The 23,041-nt window shown below is 77.8% G+C and carries 22 protein-coding genes, 1 tRNA gene and 2 pseudogenes; 12 read left to right on the plus strand and 13 right to left on the minus strand.

Going from position 1 to position 23,041, the window contains the following annotated elements:
- Positions 1–114: 114 nt before the first annotated feature.
- Both H7K62_RS20225 and H7K62_RS20230 read left to right on the plus strand, forming a co-directional pair.
- Positions 115–1,308, plus strand: a complete 1,194-nt coding sequence (locus H7K62_RS20225) for an ROK family transcriptional regulator (RefSeq protein ID WP_222437953.1) — start codon at positions 115–117, stop codon at positions 1,306–1,308.
- A complete protein-coding gene (locus H7K62_RS20230; protein ID WP_186722085.1) occupies positions 1,305–2,063 on the plus strand; it encodes a copper homeostasis protein CutC in 759 nt (252 codons plus the stop codon). Before H7K62_RS20225 ends, H7K62_RS20230 begins: the two co-directional genes overlap by 4 nt.
- 141 nt (positions 2,064–2,204) lie before the next feature.
- On the opposite strand, the gene H7K62_RS20235 is transcribed toward H7K62_RS20230, so the two are convergent.
- The 5 genes from H7K62_RS20235 to H7K62_RS20255 are packed head-to-tail and all read right to left on the minus strand — an operon-like array spanning position 2,205 to position 6,009.
- Entirely contained in the window at positions 2,205–2,798 is a 594-nt protein-coding gene (locus tag H7K62_RS20235; protein WP_186722087.1) for a GNAT family N-acetyltransferase, read from the minus strand.
- 18 nt (positions 2,799–2,816) lie between these two features.
- The gene (locus H7K62_RS20240; protein WP_186722089.1) at positions 2,817–3,320 is read right to left on the minus strand and encodes a MogA/MoaB family molybdenum cofactor biosynthesis protein; all 504 of its coding nucleotides are present in this window, start codon (positions 3,318–3,320) and stop codon (positions 2,817–2,819) included.
- A complete protein-coding gene (moaC, locus tag H7K62_RS20245; RefSeq protein WP_186722091.1) occupies positions 3,304–3,792 on the minus strand; it encodes a cyclic pyranopterin monophosphate synthase MoaC in 489 nt (162 codons plus the stop codon). The genes H7K62_RS20240 and moaC overlap by 17 nt, the downstream gene beginning before the upstream one ends.
- Before the next feature lie 15 nt (positions 3,793–3,807).
- Entirely contained in the window at positions 3,808–5,040 is a 1,233-nt protein-coding gene (gene glp, locus H7K62_RS20250) for a molybdotransferase-like divisome protein Glp (RefSeq protein WP_186722093.1), read from the minus strand.
- A 6-nt stretch (positions 5,041–5,046) separates the two neighbouring features.
- Positions 5,047–6,009, minus strand: a complete 963-nt coding sequence (locus H7K62_RS20255; RefSeq protein ID WP_186722095.1) for a UTP--glucose-1-phosphate uridylyltransferase — start codon at positions 6,007–6,009, stop codon at positions 5,047–5,049.
- A gap of 47 nt (positions 6,010–6,056) precedes the next feature.
- Here H7K62_RS20255 and H7K62_RS24345 point away from each other — a divergent pair, with 47 nt between their 5' ends.
- The 7 genes and pseudogenes from H7K62_RS24345 to H7K62_RS24350 form a co-directional block, all read left to right on the plus strand.
- Positions 6,057–6,674: a 5-formyltetrahydrofolate cyclo-ligase gene (locus H7K62_RS24345; protein WP_222437954.1), complete on the plus strand. Its 618-nt coding sequence runs from the start codon at positions 6,057–6,059 to the stop codon at positions 6,672–6,674.
- Between the two features lie 120 nt (positions 6,675–6,794).
- Positions 6,795–8,357, plus strand: coding sequence for a potassium/proton antiporter (locus tag H7K62_RS20265; protein WP_186722097.1), 1,563 nt, complete (start codon positions 6,795–6,797; stop codon positions 8,355–8,357).
- Entirely contained in the window at positions 8,341–8,949 is a 609-nt protein-coding gene (locus tag H7K62_RS20270; RefSeq protein WP_186722099.1) for a helix-turn-helix domain-containing protein, read from the plus strand. The genes H7K62_RS20265 and H7K62_RS20270 overlap by 17 nt, the downstream gene beginning before the upstream one ends.
- 176 nt (positions 8,950–9,125) lie before the next feature.
- Entirely contained in the window at positions 9,126–10,541 is a 1,416-nt protein-coding gene (locus H7K62_RS20275; RefSeq protein ID WP_186722101.1) for a uracil-xanthine permease family protein, read from the plus strand.
- 12 nt (positions 10,542–10,553) lie between these two features.
- A complete protein-coding gene (locus tag H7K62_RS20280; protein WP_186722158.1) occupies positions 10,554–11,282 on the plus strand; it encodes a cysteine hydrolase family protein in 729 nt (242 codons plus the stop codon).
- A 98-nt stretch (positions 11,283–11,380) separates the two neighbouring features.
- A complete protein-coding gene (locus H7K62_RS20285; protein ID WP_186722103.1) occupies positions 11,381–12,529 on the plus strand; it encodes an MFS transporter in 1,149 nt (382 codons plus the stop codon).
- A gap of 89 nt (positions 12,530–12,618) precedes the next feature.
- Positions 12,619–12,759 (plus strand): annotated as a pseudogene (locus H7K62_RS24350) (FmdB family zinc ribbon protein); the annotation flags it as partial.
- A 14-nt stretch (positions 12,760–12,773) separates the two neighbouring features.
- Here H7K62_RS24350 and H7K62_RS24355 read toward each other — a convergent pair.
- On the minus strand, positions 12,774–13,052 hold the full coding sequence (locus tag H7K62_RS24355; protein ID WP_370591872.1) for a hypothetical protein: 279 nt from the start codon (positions 13,050–13,052) through the stop codon (positions 12,774–12,776).
- Between the two features lie 81 nt (positions 13,053–13,133).
- Here H7K62_RS24355 and H7K62_RS20295 point away from each other — a divergent pair, with 81 nt between their 5' ends.
- Entirely contained in the window at positions 13,134–13,907 is a 774-nt protein-coding gene (locus H7K62_RS20295; RefSeq protein WP_186722107.1) for a CpaB family protein, read from the plus strand.
- Positions 13,908–13,924: 17 nt separating this feature from the next.
- On the opposite strand, the gene H7K62_RS20300 is transcribed toward H7K62_RS20295, so the two are convergent.
- Both H7K62_RS20300 and H7K62_RS20305 read right to left on the minus strand, forming a co-directional pair.
- A complete protein-coding gene (locus H7K62_RS20300) occupies positions 13,925–14,188 on the minus strand; it encodes a hypothetical protein (protein WP_186722109.1) in 264 nt (87 codons plus the stop codon).
- Positions 14,181–17,975, minus strand: a complete 3,795-nt coding sequence (locus H7K62_RS20305; RefSeq protein WP_186722111.1) for a DUF4011 domain-containing protein — start codon at positions 17,973–17,975, stop codon at positions 14,181–14,183. Before H7K62_RS20305 ends, H7K62_RS20300 begins: the two co-directional genes overlap by 8 nt.
- A gap of 122 nt (positions 17,976–18,097) precedes the next feature.
- On the opposite strand from H7K62_RS20305, the gene H7K62_RS20310 reads away from it, so the two are divergent.
- Positions 18,098–18,169 (plus strand) — tRNA-Arg (locus tag H7K62_RS20310).
- A 17-nt stretch (positions 18,170–18,186) separates the two neighbouring features.
- Here the strand turns inward: H7K62_RS20310 and H7K62_RS23105 are convergent.
- From H7K62_RS23105 to ku, 5 genes are all read right to left on the minus strand, one after another.
- A complete protein-coding gene (locus tag H7K62_RS23105; protein WP_255480862.1) occupies positions 18,187–18,321 on the minus strand; it encodes a hypothetical protein in 135 nt (44 codons plus the stop codon).
- Between the two features lie 173 nt (positions 18,322–18,494).
- Positions 18,495–19,664 carry an NAD(P)/FAD-dependent oxidoreductase gene (locus H7K62_RS20315; RefSeq protein ID WP_186722113.1) on the minus strand — a complete coding sequence of 390 codons (1,170 nt, stop codon included), beginning with the start codon at positions 19,662–19,664 and terminating at the stop codon, positions 18,495–18,497.
- A 2-nt stretch (positions 19,665–19,666) separates the two neighbouring features.
- On the minus strand, positions 19,667–20,206 hold the full coding sequence (locus H7K62_RS20320) for an isoprenylcysteine carboxyl methyltransferase family protein (protein WP_186722115.1): 540 nt from the start codon (positions 20,204–20,206) through the stop codon (positions 19,667–19,669).
- Positions 20,203–21,309: a type III polyketide synthase gene (locus H7K62_RS20325; protein WP_186722116.1), complete on the minus strand. Its 1,107-nt coding sequence runs from the start codon at positions 21,307–21,309 to the stop codon at positions 20,203–20,205. Before H7K62_RS20325 ends, H7K62_RS20320 begins: the two co-directional genes overlap by 4 nt.
- A 119-nt stretch (positions 21,310–21,428) precedes the next feature.
- Complete coding sequence (ku, locus tag H7K62_RS20330; RefSeq protein WP_186722125.1) at positions 21,429–22,340, minus strand: non-homologous end joining protein Ku; 912 nt, start codon at positions 22,338–22,340, stop codon at positions 21,429–21,431.
- Between the two features lie 82 nt (positions 22,341–22,422).
- On the opposite strand from ku, the pseudogene H7K62_RS20335 reads away from it, so the two are divergent.
- A pseudogene (locus H7K62_RS20335) lies at positions 22,423–23,041 on the plus strand (hypothetical protein); the annotation flags it as partial.

The following is a 23,041-nucleotide window of genomic DNA, read 5'->3' on the forward strand; positions in this document are numbered from 1 at the left end:
CGCCCCGACGGGACGCGCAGGCCGGGGCCTCCCGCCGTCCTGACGCCTCCGGGCACCACGGCTCGGCCGGCGGCTCGGCCGGCAGCACGGCCAGCAGCACGGCCGGCGCGGCCCGTGCGCGACGCGGAGCTCGCCGGGGGGACCTCCTCGGCCATCCTGCGCGCCGTGGCCGGTGGCGCCGCCACCGACAGAGCGGCGCTGGCGCGCCGGCTCGGGCTGGCGCCGTCCACCGTGACCGTCAAGGTCGGCGAGCTCATCGCCGCCGGGGTGCTGGTGGAGGCGGGCGCGGCGTCCGCCACCGGCGGCCGGCCCGCGCGGGTGCTGCGGCTGACCCCGGACGGCGGCTGCATCCTCGCCGCGGAGCTGGGCCGCCACCACGCGCGGATCGCGCTGCTGGACATGTCGGGCTCGCTCGTGAGCTCCTCCGACCTGGCCCTCGACGTGGCGGCGGGTCCCGAGCCGGTGCTGGCGGACCTCGTGGCCGCGTGGACGGACCTGCGCGGGGCCATCCCCGCGGAGGCGGTGCGGGCGGTGGGCGTGGCGCTGCCCGGCCCGGTGTCCAGCCGCAGCGGCGCCGTCGACTCCCCCGCGGCCATGCCGGGCTGGCACCGCTTCGGCGTGGGGGCCCACCTGTCGGCCGAGCTCGGGCTGCCGGCGGTGGTGGAGAACGACGCCAACGCCATGGCGCTGGGCGAGTGCACCGCCCTCGGGGCCGCCGAGGCCGCCCCCGACGACGACGCTGACGAGGCGGCCCCGCCCGCGGGCGCGCCGGCCAACCTGCTGTTCGTCAAGGCCGGCTCCTCCGTGGGCTGCGGCCTGGTGCTCGACGGTCGGCTCTACCGCGGGGCGACGGCGCTGGCCGGGGACCTGGCGCACGTCGTCGTGGGGTCGACCGGCGACGCGCCCTGCAACTGCGGGAACCGGGGCTGCCTCGACACCGTGGTGGGGGGCTCGTACATCCTCGCCGACCTGCGAAGCCGGGGCATCGACGCCCGCGAGCCCCGCGACATCGCCCGGCTGGTGGGAGACGGGGACGCGGTGGCCACCACCCGCGTGCGCGCCGCGGGGCGGCTGCTGGGGCAGACGCTGTCGGCGGTGGTGAACTTCGTGAACCCCGACGCGGTGGTGCTCGGCGGCCTCATCTCGACGCTGGAGCCGTTCGTGGCGGCGGTGCGCTCGCAGCTGTACGAGAACTGCCACCCGCTGGCCACCCGCGACCTGCGGATCGCGCAGAGCGTGGCGGGTGCGGACGCCGGGGTGCTGGGCGTGGGGCAGCTGGCGCTGCGGCAGGCGCTGACGGCGCTGTGACGGTGGCGCTGGAGGTCACCGTCGACTCCCCGGCCGGTGCCCGCGCGGCCCGCGACGGCGGCGCGGACCGGGTGGAGCTGTGCTCGGCGCTGGAGCTGGGCGGGCTGACGCCGTCGCCGGGGGCGCTGGCCGCGTGCCTGGGGGTGGAGCGGGCGCTGCCCGTGCACGTGCTGGTCCGCCCGCGCCCGGGCGGCTTCACCTACGACGACGACGAGCTGGCGACGTCCCTGCGCGACGTGGAGGCGGCGGTCGCCGCGGGGGCAGCCGGGGTGGTGGTGGGCGCGCTGCGGGTGCGCGGGGGTGCCCTGGTGCTCGACGAGGCCTTCCTCGCCGAGGCGGTGTCGCGGGCCCGTGCGGTGCGCGCCGACGTCGACGTGGTGCTGCACCGCGCCGTCGACCAGCTGGCGCAGCCCTCGGCCGCGGTGGCGGTGCTGGCCCGGTGCGGCGTGGACCGGGTGCTGACCTCGGGCGGCGCGCCGCGCGCGGTCAACGGGCTCGCCGAGCTGGCGGCGGTGGCCGAGGCGGGACGGGCGGCCGGTGTGCAGGTCATGGCGGGTGCTGGCGTGCGGCCCGAGCAGGTGGCGGCGCTGGTGGCGGCCGGGGTGCACGCGGTGCACCTGTCGGCCCGCCGCCCGGTGCGCGCCGCCGGGCCGCGGGTGGCGGTCGGCGCCGCCGACGACGGAGCGCACTCCGAGACCGACCCGGCCCTGGTGGCCGCCGTCCGCGCCGCCCTCGACGCCCTCCCCTCACCGTGATCATGGGGTAGCAGGCGGGCAGGCTCGCGTCCGGTGGGCAGGTCCGGGTCCGGGTCCGGGTCCGGGGCCGGAAGCGGACGCCAGGCTCCCCAGCAGTCGCGGGAGCACCGGGGAGGCGGGGTGAGGGCCCGCCCGCGGGGGTCAGGGGTGGGTGGCGCGGTAGCGCGCCACGAGGCCCTCGGGGAGGTCCTCGCGGGTCAGGGCGAACGTGCGGTGGTCCCGCCAGGCGCCGTCGATGTGGAGGAACCCCGCGCGCAGCCCCTCGTCGCGGAACCCGAGCTTCTCCACCACCCGCAGGCTCGCGGCGTTCTCCGGGCGGATGTTCACCTCGACGCGGTGCAGCCCCACCCGCAGGCAGTGGTCCACCACCAGCGCGACCGCCCGGGGCACGATCCCGCGCCCGGCCTGGCGGCCGTCGATCCAGTAGCCGACGTGCGCGGAGCGCATGGCGCCCCACGTGATGCCGCCGACGGTGACCTGCCCGGCGAAGGCGCCGTCCACCTCGAGGGCGAACGGCATCGCCGTCCCCGACCTGCCCTGGCGGGACAGCTCCCAGACCAGGCCCGCGAAGGTGCGCACGGGCGCGGCGCCGTCGGGGTTGGTGGCCTCCCAGGGCCGCAGCCAGGCGCCGTTGGCGGCGCGGACCTCGCGCCACGCGGAGCTGTCGCGCACGCGCAGCGGGCGCAGCACCACCTCGCCGTCGTGCAGGACGGCGGGCCAGCCCGTGGTGCTCACGCCCCGCTCACCAGCGGCTCATGACCGGGGGTGGTCGCCGCCGCGGCGCTGGTCGACGGCGTGGGGAAGCACCGCCGCGAGCACCTCCACGGCGTCGCGGCAGGCCCCGGGCGAGCCGGCCACGTTGACCACCAGGGTGCTCCCGGCCATCCCGGCCAGCCCCCGGGAGAGCACCGCCGTCGGCACGCCCTGGGCCAGGCCGGCGGCGCGCAGTGCCTCGGCGATGCCGGGCACCGGCCGGTCGAGGAGGGGCGCGGTCTGCTCCGGGGTCTGGTCGTGGGGGTTCAGGCCCGTCCCGCCGGTGGTGACGACGACGTCGAAGCCGGCGGCCACCGCCGCGCGCAGGGCTTCGCCCACGGGGTCGCCGTCGCGCACCACCTGCGGGCCGTCCACCGCGAGGCCGGCGGCGCGCAGGCCCTCGACGAGCACGGGCCCGGCGGTGTCCTCGTAGACGCCCGCCGCCGCGCGGTTGCTGACGGTGACGACCAGCGCCCGGGGCGAGGGGTCAGCGGTGCCAGTCACCGGAGCGTCCCCCGCTCTTGGCGACCACCCGCACACCGGTGATCTCGGCCCGCTTGTCGAGGCCCTTGACCATGTCCACCAGCGCCAGCCCGGCCACGGCCACGGCGGTCAGCGCCTCCATCTCCACGCCGGTGCGGTCTGCCGTGCGCACGGTGGCCGTGAGCGCGACGCCCGGCCGCTGCGGGGCGGTGCTGACCTCCGCGACGACGTCGACGGCGTGCACCGCCACCGGGTGTGCCAGCGGCACCAGCTCAGGGGTGCGCTTGGCCGCCTGGACGCCCGCGATGCGGGCCACGGCGAGCGCGTCGCCCTTCGGCACGGTGCCGTCCAGGAGCGCCGCCACCACCTCGGGCGAGCAGACGACGAACCCCTCGGCGCGCGCCTCGCGCACGGTGACGTCCTTGGCGCTGACGTCGACCATGCGCGCGTTGCCGCGGGCGTCCAGGTGCGGGAAGCCCGCCGTTCCGCTCATGGGGTCACCACCGCCTCATCGTCTCCCGCGCTCGAGGAGCATGCACCGCACGACGTCCCCGGGCTCCACGGACGTGGTGTCCTCGCCGGTGACGGCCAGGGCGTTGGCCCCGGCCAGCCCGAAGACGAGGTGGGAGCCGGGGCCGCTGGCGGGGCGGACCCGGGGGCGGCCGTCGTCGTCGGTGGTGACGACGGCGCGGGTGAACTGGCGCTTGCCGGGCGGGCTCGACCAGCCCTGCGTGGCGGTGGCCACGACGGCCGGCCGGTGCAGCTCCGCCTCGCCGAGCATCCGGCGCAGCGCCGGCCGCACGAACACCTCGAAGGAGACGTAGGCGCTGACGGGGTTGCCGGGCAGGGTGAAGATCGGCACGCTGCGCCCGCCGCGGGTCAGCACGCCCAGGCCCTGCGGCATGCCGGGCTGCATGGCCACCCTGGTGAACTCCACGGTGCCGAGGCGGCTCAGCACCTCCTTGACCACGTCGTAGGCGCCGGCGCTGACGCCGCCGGAGGTGACGATGACGTCGGAGCCCTCGAGCTGGCCCTCCAGCACGGACAGGAGGCGCTGGGGGTCGTCGTCGACGATGCCCACGCGGGTGGCGCGCGCGCCGACGTCCAGGGCGGCCGCGGTCAGCGCGGTGGAGTTGGCGTCCACCACCTGCCCGAACCCCGCGGGACGGCCCGGGTCCACCAGCTCGCTGCCGGTGCTCAGCACCGACACCCGCGGCGCGGGCAGCACGCGGGCGCGCTCGCGCCCGACGGCCGCGAGCAGCGCGACGTGGCGCACCGACAGCCGCGTGCCCGCCGCCACCAGGGTGGTGCCGGGCCGGACGTCCTCCCCGGCGCGGCGCACGTGCAGGCCCTCGGGCACCGCGCGGCGCACGAGCACCGTGGCCACGCCGCCGTCGGTGTCCTCGACGGGCACCACGGCGGTGGCCCCGGGGGGCACCGGGGCGCCGGTCATGATGCGCGCGGCGGCGCCGGCCGCCAGGGGCGCGACCTCGCGCACCCCTGCCGGCAGGTCGGCCACCACGGGCAGGGAGACGGGTGCGTCAGCGCGCGCCGTGGCGACGTCGGCGTGCCGGACGGCGTACCCGTCCATGGCGGAGCCGTCGAAGGCGGGCAGCGAGGAGGTCGCGACGACGTCCTCGGCGAGCACGCAGTCGACGGCGTCCAGGAGCGGCAGCTCGACGGGGGCGAGGGGGGAGACAGCAGCCAGGCAGGCGGCCAGGTGCTCCTCGACCGAGCGCACGGCTGCTCAGGCCCCTGCGTCGTCAGTGCTGTGGGTGGGCTGCTCGGTGTCGAAGCCCGACGCGACCCACTCCGACAGCCAGGAGTTGAACTCCCCGCCGAGGTCCTCGCGGCCCGAGGCCAGGCGCACCACGGCCTTGAGGTAGTCGAGCTTGTCGCCGGTGTCGTAGCGGCGGCCGCGGAAGACCACGCCGCGCAGCCCGCCACCGGCCTCCGCCGGCATCCCGGCGAGGGTCTCGAGGGCGTCGGTCAGCTGGATCTCCCCGCCCTTGCCGGGAGCGGTCCTCTCGAGCACCTCGAAGGCGGCGGGGTGCAGCACGTACCGGCCGATCACCGCGAGGTTGCTGGGCGCGTCGGCCGGGTCCGGCTTCTCGACCATGCCCTTGAGGGTCACCACGTCGTCCTCGCCCTGCGTGGACGGGTCGTCGAGGAGCTCGGCGCAGCCGTACATGCCGACGTTCGCGCGCGGCACCTCCAGCAGCGCCACCACGGAGCCGCCGTGCTGCTGCTGCACCTCGACCAGCCGGGCGAGCAGCGGGTCGCGCTCGTCGATGAGGTCGTCGCCGAGGAGCACCGCGAAGGGCTCGTCGCCCACGTGCGCCTTGGCGGTGAGCACCGCGTGGCCCAGGCCCTTGGCCTGGTGCTGGCGGACGTAGTGCACGTCGGCGAGCTCGGTGGTCTCGTGGACCAGCGCGAGCTTCTTGTCGTCGCCCTTGGCCGCGAGGTTCTGCTCGAGCTCGGGGACGACGTCGAAGTGGTCCTCCAGCGGGCGCTTCGTGCGGCCCACCACGAGCAGCACGTCGGTCAGGCCGGCGGAGACGGCCTCCTCCACGACGTACTGGATGGCCGGCTTGTCGACGACCGGGAGCATCTCCTTGGGCGTCGACTTGGTGAAGGGCAGGAACCGCGTGCCGAGGCCGGCGGCGGGGATGACCGCCTTGCGGATCGGGCGCGTGCCAGCGGGACTCATGCTGGGAGGTTATCGGGGCGCGACGACGGGAGGCAGGATCAGCGCCCGTGGACGACCAGCAGCAGGGCCGCCCGGTGGAGACGGCCCCCCGGACGGCGGACGACCAGGCGCCCGGCAAGGCGGCGCTGCGCGCCGGCGTGCGCGCCGCCCGCCGAGCCCTCGACGACGACGAGCGCGCCGCGCTCGACGCGGCCCTTGCGCGCGCGGCGCTCGCCGACGGCTCCCCGCTGGCGGCGCTCGCGCCGGGCGCCGTGGTGGCCCTGTACGACTCCCGCCCCACCGAGCCGGGCACGCGCGCGCTGCGGGCGGCGCTGGCCGCGCGGGGCGCCGTCGTCGTCCTCCCGGTGGTGGTGGGCGCGGCCCCGCTGGCGTGGGTGGTCGACGCCCCGGGCGCGCCCGCCCGTCCGGAGGGGCTGGCGGGGGCGGCGGCGGTGCTGCTGCCCGCGCTGGCCGTGGACGGCAGCGGGTCGCGCCTGGGCCAGGGCGGCGGCCACTACGACCGGACGCTGGCGCTGCTGCCGCCCGAGGGCTCCCCCGGCAGGCCGCTGCTGGCCGCGGTGGTCCGCGAGCCGGAGGTGCTGGCCGCGGGTGAGCTGCCCCGCGAGCCCCACGACGTCCGCGTCGACGCCGCCCTGACCCCCGCCGGCTGGACCGCCCTGCGCTGACCTCGCGCGGCGGATGTGGGCTGATCCACGCGTCGGGAGGGCGCCGCGCCGGTACCGTGCGCCCCACCCCCACCTCGCGCGCCGCCCGGCCGCCGCCGGAACCTCGACGGGAGGCCCCGCATGACGGTCGACGACCTCAACGTCGCGGTGCTCGTCGGCGCGCTGGTGCTGGTGGTGGCGGTCTTCGCGGTGCGCCTCTCGGTCGGCACCGGCACCCCGTCGCTGCTGCTGTACCTCGCCCTCGGCGTGGCGCTCGGCGAGGACGGGCTGGGCATCCAGTTCGACGACTACGACCTCACGCAGGTGCTGGGGTACGGCGCGCTGGTCATGATCCTCGCCGAGGGCGGCCTGACCACGCGGTGGGCCTCGATCCGGCAGGCGATCGCCCCGGCGGCGCTGCTGGCGACGCTCGGCACCGCGGTCTCGGTGGTGGTGGTGGGCGCCGTGGCGCACTGGGCGCTCGGCGTCGACTGGGCCACCGGGATGCTGCTCGGCGCCGTCGTCTCCTCCACCGACGCGGCAGCGGTGTTCTCGGTGCTCCGGCGCGCTCCGCTGCCGCACCGCCTGGGGGGCCTGCTCGAGGCGGAGTCGGGGTTCAACGACGCGCCCGTCGTCATCGCCGTGGTCTCCCTGACCTCCGTGCTGGGCGGGGAGTCCTCCCACGGCTGGGGCTTCCTGGTGTTCGAGGCGGGGGCCGAGCTGGTGGGCGGCGCCGCGATCGGGCTGGCGCTGGGCTGGCTGGGCGCGCTGGGCCTGCGGCGCGTGGCGCTGCCCGCCTCGGGCCTGTACCCGATCACCGTGCTGGCGGTCTGCGCGCTCGCCTACGGGCTGAGCGCCGAGGTGCACACCTCCGGCTTCATCGCCGTCTACCTCGCGGGCCTGGTGCTGGGCAACGCCGAGCTGCCGCACCGCCCCGCCACCCGCGGCTTCGCCGAGGGCGTGGGCTGGCTGGCGCAGATCGGGCTGTTCGTGCTGCTGGGGCTGCTGGTCTCGCCCTCCGACATCCCCGGGCAGGTGGTGCCCGCGCTCGTGGTGGGGTTCGCCCTGCTGCTGGTGGCGCGGCCGCTGTCGGTGCTGGTCTCGGTGTCGTGGTTCAAGGTGCCCGTCCGCGACCAGGTGCTGCTCAGCTGGGGCGGCCTGCGCGGCGCGGTGCCCATCGTGCTGGCCACGGTGCCCGCCGCGGCCGGCGTGCCCGGCACCGAGGGCGTGGTGGAGATGGTGTTCGTGCTGGTGGTGGCCTTCACCCTGGTGCAGGCGCCGACCCTGCCGTGGGTGGCGCGGCGCCTGGGCATCAGCGAGCCGGCCGTGCGGGACCTCGAGGTGGAGTCGAGCCCGCTGGAGGAGATCGGCGCCGACGTGCTGCAGGTCAAGGTGGGCCCGGGCTCGCACCTGCACGGCCTGGAGGTCTTCGAGCTGCGCCTGCCCGAGGGCGCCGAGGTCTCCCTGCTCGTGCGCGACGGCCGGGCCCGCGTCCCCACCCGCACCACCACCCTGCAGCGCGGCGACGACCTGCTGGTGGTCGCCGTCTCCGGGGTGCGCGAGCTCACCGAGGAGCGGCTGTTCGCGCTGTCCGAGCGCGGCAGGCTGGCGGGCTGGACGACGCCGGGGGCCACCCGGGTGCCGGAGCTGCGACCGGCGCCCGGCCGCGACCGTACAGTGCCGCAGCGTGACTCCCAGCGCTGACGACGACGGCGACAGGTCCCCCGCCGGCGGCGCCGCGGACCTGGACGGGCTCGTCGCCGGCGTGGGCGCCCGGGTCCGGGCCCTGCGCTCGCAGCGGGGCCTGACGCTGTCCGAGCTGGCCGACGCGACCGGGCTGAGCGCCTCGATGGTCTCGACCGTGGAGAGGGGGCGCACCGCGCCCTCCCTGGGGACGCTGGCGCGCCTCGCGCAGGGCCTGGGCGTGAGCGTGGCGTCGCTGTTCGCGGCCGCTCCCGGCGAGGGGTCGCCCGTCCTGCGGGCGGCCGACCAGATCGTGGACACCACACCGGGCGGGCTGGTGCGCCGGCTCGCCGTCTTCCAGCCCGACAACGACGTCGAGGTCTACGTGGACGAGTACCCGCCCGGCACCAGCCACGCCGCGCGCCCCTCCCAGCACCCGGGCCAGGAGTACGGGGTGCTGCTGGAGGGGTCGCTGGAGGTCGAGCTCGGCGACGAGGTCCACCTCGTGGAGGAGGGGGACGCCGTCCACTACGAGGCCAAGCAGGCGCACCTCATCCGCAACACCGGTGGCACCCCGGCGCGCGCCGTGTGGGTCAACGTCCGCCGCCTCTGACCCGCCCCGGCCCGCCCCGGCCCGCCCCACGCGGGCCGAGGGGAGGAGCCGGTAACGCCGCCGTAACCGGCGCAGGGGTCGCGGGCAACACCGGAGCAACAACCGGGTTGTAGGAATTGCACTGTCAGCGAAGTCGAACGACTCGCTCCCGCACTCCGACGACCCGAGGTGGCCCCATGCCCGCCCCCGCCCCCGTGCTCTCCATCGGCCCCGAGGACCGGCTCCCCGCCGGCAGGACGGCGCTCTTCGGCGTCCAGCACCTCCTGGCCCTCACCGGCATCTTCATCTTCCCGGTGCTCCTGGGCGCCGCCCTGCACCTGCAGACCGCGCAGGTGGCCCAGATCGTCCAGGCGTGCTTCCTGCTGACGGGCGTCGTCACCCTGCTGCAGTCGAGCCGCCTGCTCCGGCTGCCCGTCGTGCAGGGCCCGACGGCGGCGTTCTTCGTGGCGCTCATGACCTCGGGCGCCACCTACGGCCTCGGCACGGCCTTCGGGTCCATGGTGGTCGCAGGCCTCGTCTTCATGGCCCTGACCGTCCCGCTCGGCAGGCTCGGGGTCTTCGGCCACGTGTCGCGCGTGGCCACGCACCCGGTGGTGTTCGGCTCCCTGTTCGTGATCATCGGCGCCCAGCTCGCCGCCATCGGGCTGCCCAACTGGTTCGGCGTGCCCGGCACGCCCGCCTTCGGCGTCCGCAGCTTCGCCGTGGCCGCCGTCACCGCCGTGGTGGTGCTCGCCTGCCTCGTCCTGGGCCGTGAGGGCCTCGTCAAGCGGGGGGCGGTGGTCTGGGGCATCGCCGCGGGCACCGCGGTGGCCGCCGCCCTGGGCACCTGGGCCCCCGCCGCGCCGGCCGCGGTGCTGGGCGCGCCGCACCCGCCCCCCTTCGGCTTCGGGGTGGCGTGGCCCGCGGTGGTCCTCATGCTGCTGGCCTTCCTGCAGGCCGGTACCGAGTCGATGGGCATGTACTCCCTCATCGGCGGCTGGACCGGGCAGCAGGTCTCCTTCCAGCGCGTCAACCGCGGGCTCTTCACCGAGTTCGCCGGATGCGTCGTCGGTGGTCTCTTCGGCGGCATCGGCACCACCTCCTACCCGGAGAACGCCGGCATCGTCCGCGTGACCGGCGTCGGCAGCCGGCGCGTCACGATGGCGGCCGGGGCCTTCGCCGTCGTCCTCGCCTTCGTCCCGGCCGTCAGCCTCTTCGTCGCCGGCCTGCCGGGCCCGGTGCTGGCGGCCGCGTCCACCATCCTCTTCGGGACCATCGCCGTGGGGGGCATCCAGATGCTGGCCGACGTCGAGTGGGACGACATCAACCTCGCCGTCGCCGGCCCGTCCATCCTCGTCGCGCTCGGCGTGCAGTTCCTCCCGGCCGACGTCGCGAAGGCCGCCCCGCCCGCGCTGGCCGGGCTCGTCACCAGCCCCATGATGGTCGGCGTCGTCCTGCTGCTCGTGCTCCACGCCCTGCTGAACCTGGGCCTGCGCCCGCTGCTCGCGAGGCGCACGCCCGAGGTGCCCGAGGTGGACACGGCGGCGGGCCCGGAGGCGGTCGTGCTGCCCAGCCAGGCCCCGCGCGCCGCTGACGAGCTGACCAGGGCCTGACCCGTGGAGGACCTGCAGCTCACGCACCGCGTCCACGGCGACCAGCGGCCGCTGGACCCGACCGGTGACTTCGCCGAGTGGCTCCAGCCCGCCGCCGCCGCCGTCGTGTCGATCGACATGCACGACGGCCACCTCTCCGAGGACCCCGGATGCCCCTGCCCGGCCCCCCGAGGGCGGGAGGTGGTGGCACCGGTCGACGCGTTCCACCGCGCGGCGCGCGCGGCCGGCGTGCCCGTGATCCACGTCCGCTCCGAGGTCCGCGCCTCCGGCGTGGACGACGTGCGCGGCGTCCCCAGCGCCTGGCGCACCACCTTCCCCCAGTGGGTGGGTCCCATCCCGGGCGCCGACCAGCACGCGCTGGCGGGGAGCCGCTGGACGAGGTTCACCACCGAGGTCCTCCCCGGTGACGAGGTGGTGACCGGCAAGAAGCGCCTGTCCGCCTTCTACCCCACCGACCTCGACTTCCTGCTGCGGCAGATGGGCGTCAGGACCGTGGTGCTGGACGGGATCATGGCCGACTGCTGCGTCCTCAACACGGCCTTCGACGCCAGCAACCTCAGCTACCGCGTCGTCGTGCTTGAGGACCTGGTCCGCGGCACCGACGCGGCGCTGGAGGCCTCGGCGCTGGCGGTGGTCTCGCTCCACCTCGGACTGGTCACGTCCTCCTCCGACCTCGTGAGGGCCTGGTCAGCGCTGGCCCCACCCGAGCAGCGGGTCGCCCCGGTGGCGGCCGTGCGGTGATCACCGGCAGCCCCGCGGCTGCTCGGACCACGAGGGACTCCCCCGCACCCCCGGTGCCGGGGGGTCCCTCGTGGCGCGCGCCGCTGACCGTCGTCGGCGTGGTCGTCGCCTCCACCGCCCTGTCCACCGCCCCCACCCCGCTGTTCCCCCTCTACGCCGCGCGCGACGGTCTGACGCCCACGGCCACGACCGCCGTCTTCGCCGTCTTCGCCGTCGGTGTGGTGGTGGGCCTGGCCGGGGCGGGCAGGTCCAGCGACCGGTGGGGCCGGCGCAGGGTGCTGCGGGCCGCGGCCCTCCTGGAGGTGGTGGCCGCCGCGGTGCTCGCCGCGGTCCCGGGCACCGCCGGCCTGGTGGCCGGACGGGTGCTCTGCGGCCTGGGCGTCGGCGTGCTGGCGTCCACGGCGTCGGTCGCGGTGCGCGAGCTGGCCGCCCGGGCCCCCGAGGTGGCGCGGCGGCGCTGGTCCGCGGCCGCAGGCGCCATGAGCATGGCCGGGCTCGGCCTCGGACCGCTCCTCGCCGGTGCGCTGGCCGAGCTGGCACCGGCACCGCTCCACCTCGTCTACGGGGTGCTCGCGGTGGCGCTCGCGGCGGCGTGGCGGGCGCTGAGGCGCCTGCCGGAGACGGCTCCGGCCGCGGGAGGAGCGCCGCCGACGCCGCCCGGCGGACCAGGTGCCGGCGGCGCGCGGCTGGGCGCGGCGCCTCTGGTCCTGGCCCTCACGTCCTTCGCCGTGACCGGCTTCTACGGCGGCCTCACCCCCGAGGCCCTGCGCGGCGCGGGTGGCCCGGCGGGCCCGCTGGCCGCGGGTGCCGCCATCGGGTCGGTGTTCCTGGCCGGGGCGGTCGCTCCGCAGGTGGTGCCCACCGGGCGTCGCGGCGGGCGGCTGCTGGGAGCTGTGGCCGTCGCCGTGGGGACCGTCGCCTCCGCCGTGGCGCTGGCCGTGGGTGCGCCGTGGCTGCTGCTGGTCGCCGCTCCGCTGGCGGGGGCCGGCAGCGGCGTGCTGTTCGCCTCCGCGGTCGGCACGGCCGCGCGGGTTGCCCCGGCGCGCCGGGCGGCCGCGGCCAGGGCGGTGTTCCTGGCCGCGTACACGGGTCTGGCGGTGCCGGTGCTGGGGGTGGGCCTGCTGCTGGGGGTGGTGCCCCTCCGCACCGCCGTGCTCCCCCACGCCGCGCTGGTCCTCGCGCTCCTGGGGGCGGGTCTGTGGGCCGGGCGGGTCCGTGCACCGCGGGAACAGAGCGACCAGCGCTAGCATTGGCACTCGGACGGTCGGAGTGCCAGCGCCTCGCGGGGCTCGGTGCGGCGGCCGCTCGTCGTCGTCGTGAACCGAGGAGCCCCAGCGTGCCCACGTACGCCTACACCTGCACCGCCTGCGACCACAGCCTCGAGGTGCGGCAGTCGTTCTCCGACGCAGCGCTCACCGAGTGCCCGGAGTGCTCCGGCCGCCTGCGCAAGCGCTTCGACGCCGTGGGCGTGGTGTTCAAGGGCAGCGGCTTCTACCGCACCGACTCCCGCTCGGAGGGCAAGGGCGGCTCGTCGGGCTCGGCCGGCTCCTCCTCGAGCGGGTCGAGCAGCTCGGGCAGCTCGAGCTCGACCAGCTCCGGCGACAGCTCCTCCAGCAGCAGCTCGACCCCCGCCAGCAGCAGCTCCAGCCCGGCCAGCAGCTCCACCGCGTCGAGCAGCAGCTCCTCGTCCTCCTCGTCGTCGTCCTGAGACGCCGCTGACGCCCCGCCCGGTGCACCACCGGGCGGGGCGTCGTGCTGTCGTCCGCCCACAGGCCGGTCTCGCGGCACCGCTGTCCACAGGCGGTGGGCCCGTCCCTGCGCCGACCGCGCTCCCGCCGCGACGCTGCGGCGATGACCACCACCTGGCCGCCGCCGTCGCGGCTGCGCACCGCGCCTCCTGGCGCGCCCTCCTCCCCCCGAGCGGCCGGCGGGCCGGGCGCCGCGCGCCGCCGGCTGCGGCGCGCGCTGCGACGGGCCCGCCGGCCGCTGGCGGCGCTGCTGCTGGCCGCCGCCACGGGCCTGGTGGCGACGGCGCTCGTGCAGTCCGAAGAGGCCGGCGGCGGGGTGCCGGTGCTGGTGGCGGCGCAGGACCTGCCGGCCGGGGCGGCGGTGGGGCCGGGTTCGCGCGCGGCGGTGGTGCCCCCCGCGGCGGTGCCCTCGGGGGCGCTCTCCCCGGAGGACGTCGCCGCCTCCGGGAGCGCGGCGGACGCCCGGCTGGCCGCCCCGGTCCGCACCGGCGAGGTCATCACCGACGTGCGGCTGCGCGGCGGCGACGTGCTCGCCTCGCTCGAGCCCGGCCAGGTGGCCGTGCCCGTGGGCGTCAGCTCACCCCTGCCGGAGGGGCTCGTGGTGCCGGGGGCGCAGGTCGCGGTGCTGGCGGCGGCGCCCGAGGGCCCGCCGGTCCCCTCCGGGGACGGCGACGTGACGGGCGGGCAGCAGCCCCCGAGCGGGGTGCTCGTGCGCAGCGCGACCGTGCTCGTCGTGAGCAGCGACCCCCTCACCCGGGGCCTGCTCGCCGCGGGCAGCAGCAGCACCGTGGTGGTGGTGGCGCTGGACGACGACGACGCGGCCCGCGTGGCCGCCGCCACGGCCAACGGCGGGGTGGTGCTCGCCCGGGCCGCCTGAGCGCGCCCGCGCGTGGCTCAGCCCCAGTGGGGAGGGCGGTCGGCGAGCAGCCGCTGGGCCTCGGCGGCCCAGCGGCGGTCGTCCTCGGAGCCCGCGTGACCCGCGTGACCCGCGTGACCCGCGTGACCCGCGTGGTCGGCGTGGTCGGCGGGTGCCAGGACCGGGGCCTCCACCTCCTCGCCGGGAGCTCCGGTGGGCGGCGCGACCACGCGGCGACGGGCCCGCCCCGGACGGCGCCCGCCGCCGGTGGTGGTGGTGGTGGTCGTGGTGGTCTCAGGCACCGCTGGACAGCTCCCGCACCACGGCGGCCACCGGTGCCGTCGGGTCGTCGAAGAGCTCGCGGGCGCTGACCCTCACCACGGCCCAGCCGAGGTGGCCGAGCTGCTCGGGCACCACCAGCTCCCGCTGCACCAGGTCGCCCACGGGGTCGTCGTCGGTGCCGGCGGGGATGTCGGTGAGCACCGCCACCGCGGGGCCGTCCGCGCCCGCGGGCAGCACCACGAGGTCGGGCACCGAGCCGGTGACCAGCGCCCGCGCCCCGCGGCCGCCGAGGCGGTCCGACAGGCGGGACAGCAGCGGGTCCGGAGCGGCCCCGGCCGGGGCCCCGTGCCCCGCGGCGAGGGCGCGCAGGGGCTCGAGCGGGTCCGCGGCGGCGGGCTCCTCCAGCGACAGCAGCAGCTGGCGCAGGGCGGAGGCGCCGGTGGAGGTGCACTGGGAGGCCTCCAGCACCTCCCCCGCCACGCAGCTGACCACGGTGAGGCGCTTGCGGGCGCGGGTGAGCACCGACGCCAGCCAGCGGTGCCCGTCGGCGTCGTCGAGGGGCCCGAAGCGGTGCACGAAGCGGCCCAGCGGCGTGACGCCCAGGCCCACCGAGAACACGACGGCGTCGCGCACGGTGTCGGCGCAGCGCTCGACGTCGGTCACCACGAAGCTCTCGCGGCGCCGCCGCCGCAGGAACGCGGCGAGCTCGGGCCGGGCGGGCAGCGCGGCGCGGACGGCGTCGGCGATGCGGCGCGCGTGGGAGCGGGTCAGGGCCACCACGGCGAGCGACTCGTTCGGGTGCTCGCGCACGTGGCTGAGCACGAGGTCCACCACGGCGGCCACCTCGCCGTCCGGGCTGTTGACCACGCCGTCGGCGTCCGGGCGGCCCGTGACGTCGCTGACGCGGCGCAGCCGCACCGGCGGGCGCCCCGGAGGGCACGGCACGGCGTGCTCGCCGGTCGTGGTGCCGGGGACGGCCCGCGCGAGCGCCGCGAGCTGCAGCGGCATCCGGTGCTGCCAGTCGAGGCGCAGGGTGGGGAGCACCTGCTCGAGGGCGTCGAAGACGCTGCGGCGCGAGCCGCGCGGCAGCGGGGCCTCGTCAGCGCGGCGCGGCGCCACCCGCACGGGCGTGGGACCGCCCGGGTCGCCGACCACCACCAGCTGGCGCCCGGCGGAGGCGGCGAGCACCGCCTCCGGCACGCCCACGCGGTGGGCGGCGAGCACCAGCACCACGTCGTAGCGGCGCTGGGAGGCGAGCTCCACCGAGAGCGCCAGCGGTCCGCTCACCCGGCACGGCGCGCTGGCCGACAGGGCCGTGGCGCCGCGGACGCGGTGCACGGCGGCGGCGCGGCGGTGCTTCTCGCGCGCGGCGAGGGCGGCGCTGGCCTCGGCGTGGCCGACGGCGTCGAGGCCGCCGAGCGCGGGGTCGGCCGCCACGAGGGTGTCGAGCACGGAGCGCCACCACGAGCGGCGCAGCTCCACCACGGCCTGGTCCGGGTCGAGCCCGCGCCGGCGGGCCTCCTCCAGCAGCGGCACCAGGCCGCGGCGCTCCAGCACGGCGAGCAGCTGGGCGCGCTGCGGCAGGTCGGCGAGGGTGCCGGAGTCGGCGACGAGGGCGCCGAGCCGCTCGGTGAGCGCGTGCCAGGGCTCGTCGGCGAGGGCCCCGCCGCCGGTGGTGGGTGCGAGCACCGCGGACAGGGCGCTGACCTGGGCGACCACCTGGTCCAGCACCACCTCGGCGGCCGGGACCCCCTGAGGCACGCGCGGCGGCGCGCCGGCGGAGTCCTCAGCGCGCCAGGCCTCCCAGTCGAGGCGGGCGCGCTCGGCGTCGAGGAGGGCGCCGTGCAGGTCGTCCAGGAGCACCCCGGGGCGCACCAGCTCCCGCGCGGCGCGCTCGAGGCGGCGGCGCTCGAAGACGCCGTACCGGGGGCCGGTGGCCCGCTGGGCGGGCGGGGCGGTGGCGTCGACCAGCGGCGTGAGCGGCCTGTCGAAGACGGCCGGGAGGAAGGAGTCCAGGCAGTCGCGCACGCGCGCCAGCAGGTCCAGCTGGGCCTGCGCGTCGGCCACGCAGCCTGGGACGCGCAGGCCGCTGCCCCCGGCGAGCACGGTCGCCTGGCGGCGCAGGGCGGGCAGGAGGTCGTCGCGCAGGGCGCGCGCCTCGTCGAGCGCCTCGGCGGCCTCGGCGCGGTTGGCCAGCGCGGCCCCGGACCAGGCGGTGTCGCCCACCCGGGCCGACAGCGCCCCCAGGTCCACCGCCTCGCGCAGCTCCGCGGCGGCCTTCTCGCGCTCGGCGGCGTCCATGGCGCGCAGCGCGGCCGGGGCCAGGCGCACCGGGTCGGGCCCGGGCGGGAGCACGGTGAGGGCCGCCATGGCCTCCAGGGCCGACACCCCCCACGGTCCGCGGCGGGTGTGCAGGGCGGCGCGGTGGCGGCCCAGCGCCGCGACGACGTCGCCGTCGCCCCCCGCGCCCCCGGGGCCGGAGGTCCCGGAGGGGGCCGCCGCCTCGACGGGGATCACCGGGAGCGGTCCGGTGCTGTTGGGGTCGACCGACCCCGTCGCGTCCACGAGGAGGTCCCCGAGGCCGCGCGCCGCCAGGCGGCGGGCGACGTCCTCGGCCTCCTGCTGCTGCCCGGCCACCAGCAGCACGCTGCGGCCGGTGGCGGCCAGCGCCGCGACGGTGGTGGCGGCCACCTGCGTGGCGCCGGTGCCCGGGCCCGCCTCCACGCGCACGGAGCGGCCGGCGAGGACGGTGTCCAGGACGCGGCGCTGGGAGGCGTCCAGCGGCAGCACCTGGACGTCGTCGGGGTCGACGCCGCGCGCGCCCTCGGGCAGCTCGACGGCGGTGGTGGGGCTCTGCAGGCGGGCGCGGGAGCGCGGGTCCCCGGCCAGCGCCTGGGCCACGTCGGAGCCGGCGAGGTCGTCCGCGGCGCGGTCCAGCTCGGCCACCAGGGACCGGGCGACGTCCACGAGGACGGTGACGAGCAGACCGGGCTTGACCTGGATGTCGGGGGCGGAGACCCGGGTGAGGGAGCGCAGGCGCTCCAGCGCCGGTGCCGGGTCGAAGCCGTGGGCGTGCACCGACAGCGCCGCCAGCCCGGCCGGGTCCACCGGGACGCCGCGCCGCTGCAGCTCGCGCACGAGCGCCGGGTTGGTGCGCACCGGTCCGCCCAGGCCGATCTCGTAGTCGACGGGGCCGGAGCCGCGGGCGTGCAGCTCCGCGGGCCGCAGCAGCAGCGGGGTGCTCACGGTGGTGCCGCTGGCCTCGTCGTGCCAGGAGGCCAGTCCCACCGCGAGCACGCAGGCCTGCAGGCCGTGCTCGTCGGCCAGGGCGGCGGCCTCGCCGCGGATGGCGCGAGCGCGCCGGCGCGCCTCCTCGAGCGCACCGGTCTCCCGGAAGAGGTGGGACAGGCGCGTGGGCCGGCCGGCCAGGAGCAGGGCGACGCCGGAGGGGTGCGCGGAGGCGAGCTCGAGGGAGCCGTCGCGCAGGTCCTCGGCGGTCATGAGCGGCTCGGGACCCCCCAGGGAGGCCAGCTCGGTGCGCCAGCCGGCCAGGGCCGCGTCGAGGCCGCGGCCGCGCGGGGGCTGGGCCGCGGAGCGCCGGCCGGTCGTGGAGGCACCGCTCGGGCCCCCTCCCGAGGGCGCGGAGCCGGGCTCACCAGCAGCGCTGTCGGGGCCGGGCGCGGGAGGCTCGCCCGGGGCGGCCGCGCCACGCGGCTCACCGGGGGTCACCGACAGCGGCCGGTCCTGACCCCCAGCCGCCCCGGCACCAGCAGCCCCACCCGCCACGCCCATCAGCCCTTGAGTCACCCGGAAAGGCTAGTGCGCCCAGCCGGTGGCCAGCACGGCACGACCGGTGCGCCGCGCCAGGCGCGTCAGTGGGCGTCAGCGAGTGCGGTCCGGCGGCCCCGCCCGGCTACCCTGGGGCCTGCGCCCTGGTAGCTCAGCGGAAGAGCAACCGCCTCCTAAGCGGTAGGTCGCGGGTTCGAGTCCCGCCTGGGGCACCGCTGCGCGGTGGCCCTCAGTCGACGCGTGCGGCGGCCGCTGCGCTCCGCTCGGCGCGCGGCGAGCCGCTCATCATCTTGGACTCCAGGCGCGAGAAGCCGAGGAGCGCCGGCAGGAGCAGCGGGGGAAGGGCCAGGGCCATCCACATCATGGCTGTGGCTATGCCCCGATCGGATGTCCGTCATGCGCGCCGTGTCCGTTTCGTGACCGATCGCAACCCAACCGTTATCAAAACCCCTGCAGCCCCTCGCGTCACACGAGCCCCCCACACCCCACCCGTCTTCGGCGTGAGTTCTGCGACAACACTTCCACCGCCCCTCGAGGTCAGCGGGCGAGCCGCTCGACCACCGCGGCGAAGACCGGGGGTGCCGCCGCGGCGGCCGGCACCAGCCCCGCCCGCACCGGTCGCGGGCCCGAGGCCGCGAGCAGACCGGCCGTCAGCACGCGGTGCGCCCGCGTCTGACGGGCCCAGGCCCCGGCGTACGCCGGGGCCACCCACCGGCCGCGCTCGCCGGTGAGGGCGGTCACGGCCTCGCGGGCCGCCGCCAGCCCCACGCGCAGCCCCTCGCCGGTGAGCGCGTCGACGTAGCCCGCGGCGTCCCCGACCAGCAGCACCCGTCCCGCGGCCACCGACCGCACGCGCTGGCGCAGCGGGCCCGCCCCTCGCGCCGTCGTCGTCCACCGGGCCCCTCGCAGCCGCTCGGCCAGCAGCGGCAGCCGCTCGAGCGCCTCGGAGAAGGCGGTGCCGCGCCGGCCGAGCACGGCCACGCCCACCTCCCGCGGACCGACGGGCGTGACGTACCCCTCCACGTCCCGCCCCCAGTGCACCTCCACGTGGTGGCTCCACGGGACCACCGCGGCGTGGCGCCGCACGCCGAAGCGCACCGCCGCGGGTCGCGCGCCGGCCACCTCCAGGCCCGCAGCCCGTCGCACCAGCGAGTGCAGCCCGTCCGCACCCACCACCCACCGGGCGAGCAGCGACCGCACCGCTCCCCCACCGCTGGGGACGACGACGTCGAGGCGCACCCGGGCGCCGTCCTGGACCAGGTCGACCACCCTCCCGGGCAGCAGCGCCGCACCGGAGCCGGCGGCGCGCTGCGCGAGGGCGGCGTGCAGGACCGTGCGGCGCACGCCGCGGCCCGGACCGGCGCGGAAGTCGTGCCCGACCACCAGCGGCCGGTCTGGCCGGCCGGTGTCGCGGACGTAGGTCACGCCGGTCAGCGGCGCCCCCGGCGGGTCGACGCCCAGGTCGAGCAGCTCCGCGAGGGCTCCCGGCAGCAGGCCCTCGCCGCAGGCCTTGTCCACGGGATCCAGGACGGCCACCGCGCCACCGCTGGGGTCCGCCCCCGGCAGCGCCCGGGGCTCCACCACCACCACGTCCAGCCCGGCGGCCGCCGCGCGCAGGGCCGTCGCGAGCCCCACGGGGCCTGCGCCCACCACGGCCAGGTCCGCCGTGCGGCCGGGCCCGCCCGTCGGCCAGGCGGCGAAGTCCACGGTCAGGCCCGCGCGTCCTGCAGCCGGGCCAGCGCCGCCTCCTCGGCGGGGATGCGGAACCGCAGCAGCAGCACCGCGTTGAGCACCGTGAAGACCACCGCGGTCACCCACGCCGTGTGCACCAGCGGCAGCGCGACGCCCTCCACCACCACCACGAGGTAGTTGGGGTGCGGCAGCCACCGCAGCCGGTACGGCCCGGAGGTGACCCGCGGCATGCCGGGCACCACCACCACGCGGGTGTTCCACTGCCGCCCGAGGGCGTGCATGCACCACATCCGCAGCGCCTGCGTCACCACGAGCACCGCGACCAGCGCCCAGCCGAGCGCCGGCACGAACGGCCGGTCGGCCACCAGCACCTCTACCAGGCACCCCAGCAGCAGGGCCGTGTGGAGGGCCGCCATGGCGGGGAAGTGCCCCTGGCCGGTCTCCACGCCGCCGCGCTGCAGCGCCCAGGCGCGGTTGCGCGCGCTGATGACCAGCTCCACCAGCCGCCACAGCCCCACGGCGAGCAGCAGCAGGGCGTACCAGCCGACGCTGCTCACGGCGCCAGCTCCAGCAGCACCAGCTCGGCGCTGAAGCCCGGCCCGAGGGCGAAGAGCACGCAGCGCTGCGGCGCCCCGCCGTCGTCGTCCTGCTCCACCCCGCCGTCCGCGAGGACGTCGGCGAGCACGTGCAGCACGGACGCGGAGCTGAGGTTGCCCACCTGCGCCAGCGAGGTCCACGAGGGCGCCAGCGCCCCCGGGTCCAGGGCGAGCGCGCGGGCGGCGGCCTCGAGCACGCGGGGACCGCCGGGGTGGGCCACCCAGCGGGTGACGTCGGCGCGGTCGAGGCCGAGCGGGGCCAGGAGCGCCTTGACGTCCTCGGCGAGGTGGGCCTCGACGACGTCGGCCAGGGACGCCGACAGCACGATCCGGAAGCCCGTCCCCCCCACGTCCCAGCCCAGCACGTCGGTGGTGCCCGGGTAGAGGTGGCTGCGGGTCGCCACCACCCGCGGGGAGCTCGCGCCGAGGCCCATCGCGGCGGCTCGCCGCTCCCCCACGAGCACGGCGGCGGCCGCGCCGTCCCCGAACAGGCCCGAGGCCACGAGGTTGGCGGTGGAGGGGTCGTCGCGCTGGACCGTCAGGGAGCACAGCTCCACGGACAGCAGCAGGGCGACGTCGTCGGGGTGGCCGGCGAGGTGGTCGTGCAGGCGGGCCAGCCCGGAGGCGCCGGCCACGCAGCCCAGGCCGAACAGCGGCAGCCGCTTGACGTCGGGCCGCAGCCCCAGCGGCGCGGCGATGCGGGCGTCCAGCGAGGGCGCCGCCACCCCGGTGACGGTGGTGAAGAGGACCACGTCGACGTCGTCGGCGGCCAGGCCGGCCCGGTCCAGGGCGGTGCGCGCCGCGCGCAGGCCGAGCGCGGCGCCCTCGCGCAGCCACGTGTCGTTGGCGCCCGTGAAGCCGTCGAGGTGGGCGTACTCCTCGGGCGGCAGGACGAGGTGGCGGCGCTGCACCCCGCCGGACCGGTGCAGGCGGCGCAGGAGCGGGGCCTTGGCCGCCGCGGGCGAGCCGGGCGGGCAGACGAGGTCCACGAGCGCCTCGGTGATCCGCTCCTGCGGGTAGCTGCGCTCGGGCAGCACGGGCGCGACGGAGGCGATGCGGCTCACGGTGACTCCACCACCTCACCCTGCGCGGCCGCGGGGTCCGGCGCCACCCCGCCCCCGCAGGCGGTGACGAGCGCGTCCGTGGCCACCGCCCATGATCACGAGGGGTCAGACCACGGAGGTCAGGCGGACTTCGTGGTCTTCTTCTTCGTGGGGGCGCCGCGCTTGCGGGTGGTCGAGCGCGTCGGGACCGGCTCGGGCTCCTGGGCGTCCTGGGTGCCCTCCTGCGCGGGGGCCTCGCCGCGGCGGGCCTTGGCGCGCTCCACGCTGCGGCGCAGGGCGGCCAGCAGGTCGACCACCTCGCCGTCGCCGTCGCCCTCGGGTGCGTCGGCCACCGCGGGGGCCCGGCGCACGTCACCGGAGGCGATCTTCTCCTCCACCAGCGCGCGGACGGCCTCGCGGTACCCGTCGGCGTACTGGGTGGGGTCGAAGTCGGCGGCGAGGGACTCCACGAGGGAGGCCGCCATGGTCAGCTCGGCCGGCTTGAGGGCCACGTCCGCGCCCAGCACCTCGAACTCGGGCTCGCGGACCTCGTCGGGCCACAGCACGGTCTGCAGGCAGATGACGTCACCGCGCACGCGCAGCACCGCGAGGGTCTCGCGCTGGCGCAGCGCCACCTTGACCACGGCCACCCGCTCGGTGCGCACCAGCGCCTCCCGCAGCAGGGCGTAGGGCTTGGCGGCGGTGCGGTCCGGCTCGAGGTAGTAGGCCTTGTCGTACAGGAGCGGGTCGACCTGCGCCTCAGGCACGAACTCGACCACCTCGATCTCGCGCCCCGTGGACAGGGGCAGCGAGGCGAGGTCGGCGTCGGACAGGACCACGAGGTCGCCGTCGTCGGTCTCGTAGCCCTTGGCGATGTCGCCGTAGGCGACCGGCTCCCCGTCGACGCTGCAGGTGCGCTGGTACCGGATGCGCCCGCCGTCGGCGGCGTGCACCTGGTGGAAGGACACGTCCTTGGTGCCCGTGGCGGCGTACACGCGGACGGGCACGTTGACGAGCCCGAACGACACCGCTCCCTTCCAGATGGCGCGCATGCTGGTCAGGGTGCGCGGGCCGACCGAGTGACCGCCACCCCTGCTGACCCATCCGAGTCCACCCGGGGGACGAACTCCTGACATGGCCACCACCTCCTCACCCGCTGCCACGCCGGCGCGCCCTGACCAGCGGCGACGTCGTCTCCCCGGCCGGCGCCCGAGCGCGTCGGCGGGCCTCGCGGCGCTGGTCGGGGTCGTCTCCGCGGGCCTCGCCCTCGGGGCGGCCCAGCTGGTGTCCGCGCTGGTGCGGCCGCAGTCCGCGCCGGTGCTCGCCATCGGCTCGGCGTTCATCGACCGCGTGCCGCTGTGGCTCAAGGACCTGGCCGTCCGGCTGTTCGGCACGAACGACAAGCTGGTGCTGCTGGGCTCGATGGCGCTGGTCATCGCGCTGCTGGCCGCGCTGGCGGGCGTCGCCGAGCGCTGGCGCCGCGGCGCGGGGCTGGTGCTCGTGGTGCTCTTCGGCGCGGTGGCCGTCGGCGCGGCCGTGACGCGCGCCGGCGCCGGCCCGTTCGACGCGGCGCCGTCGGTGCTGGGCTTCGCCGCGGGCGGGGTGGTGCTGCGGCTGCTGGTGGACCGCCTGGCCGCCGCCGACGCGGCGTCCTCCGGCACCGCACCGGGGGGCTCCCCGACGCGGCGGTCGGTGCTGGCGGCCGCGCTGTGGGTCGCGGCCGCCGCGGGCGCCCTCGCGGCGGCCGGCCGCG

The sequence above is a fragment of the Quadrisphaera sp. RL12-1S genome (assembly GCF_014270065.1).
GTDB lineage: Bacteria > Actinomycetota > Actinomycetes > Actinomycetales > Quadrisphaeraceae > Quadrisphaera.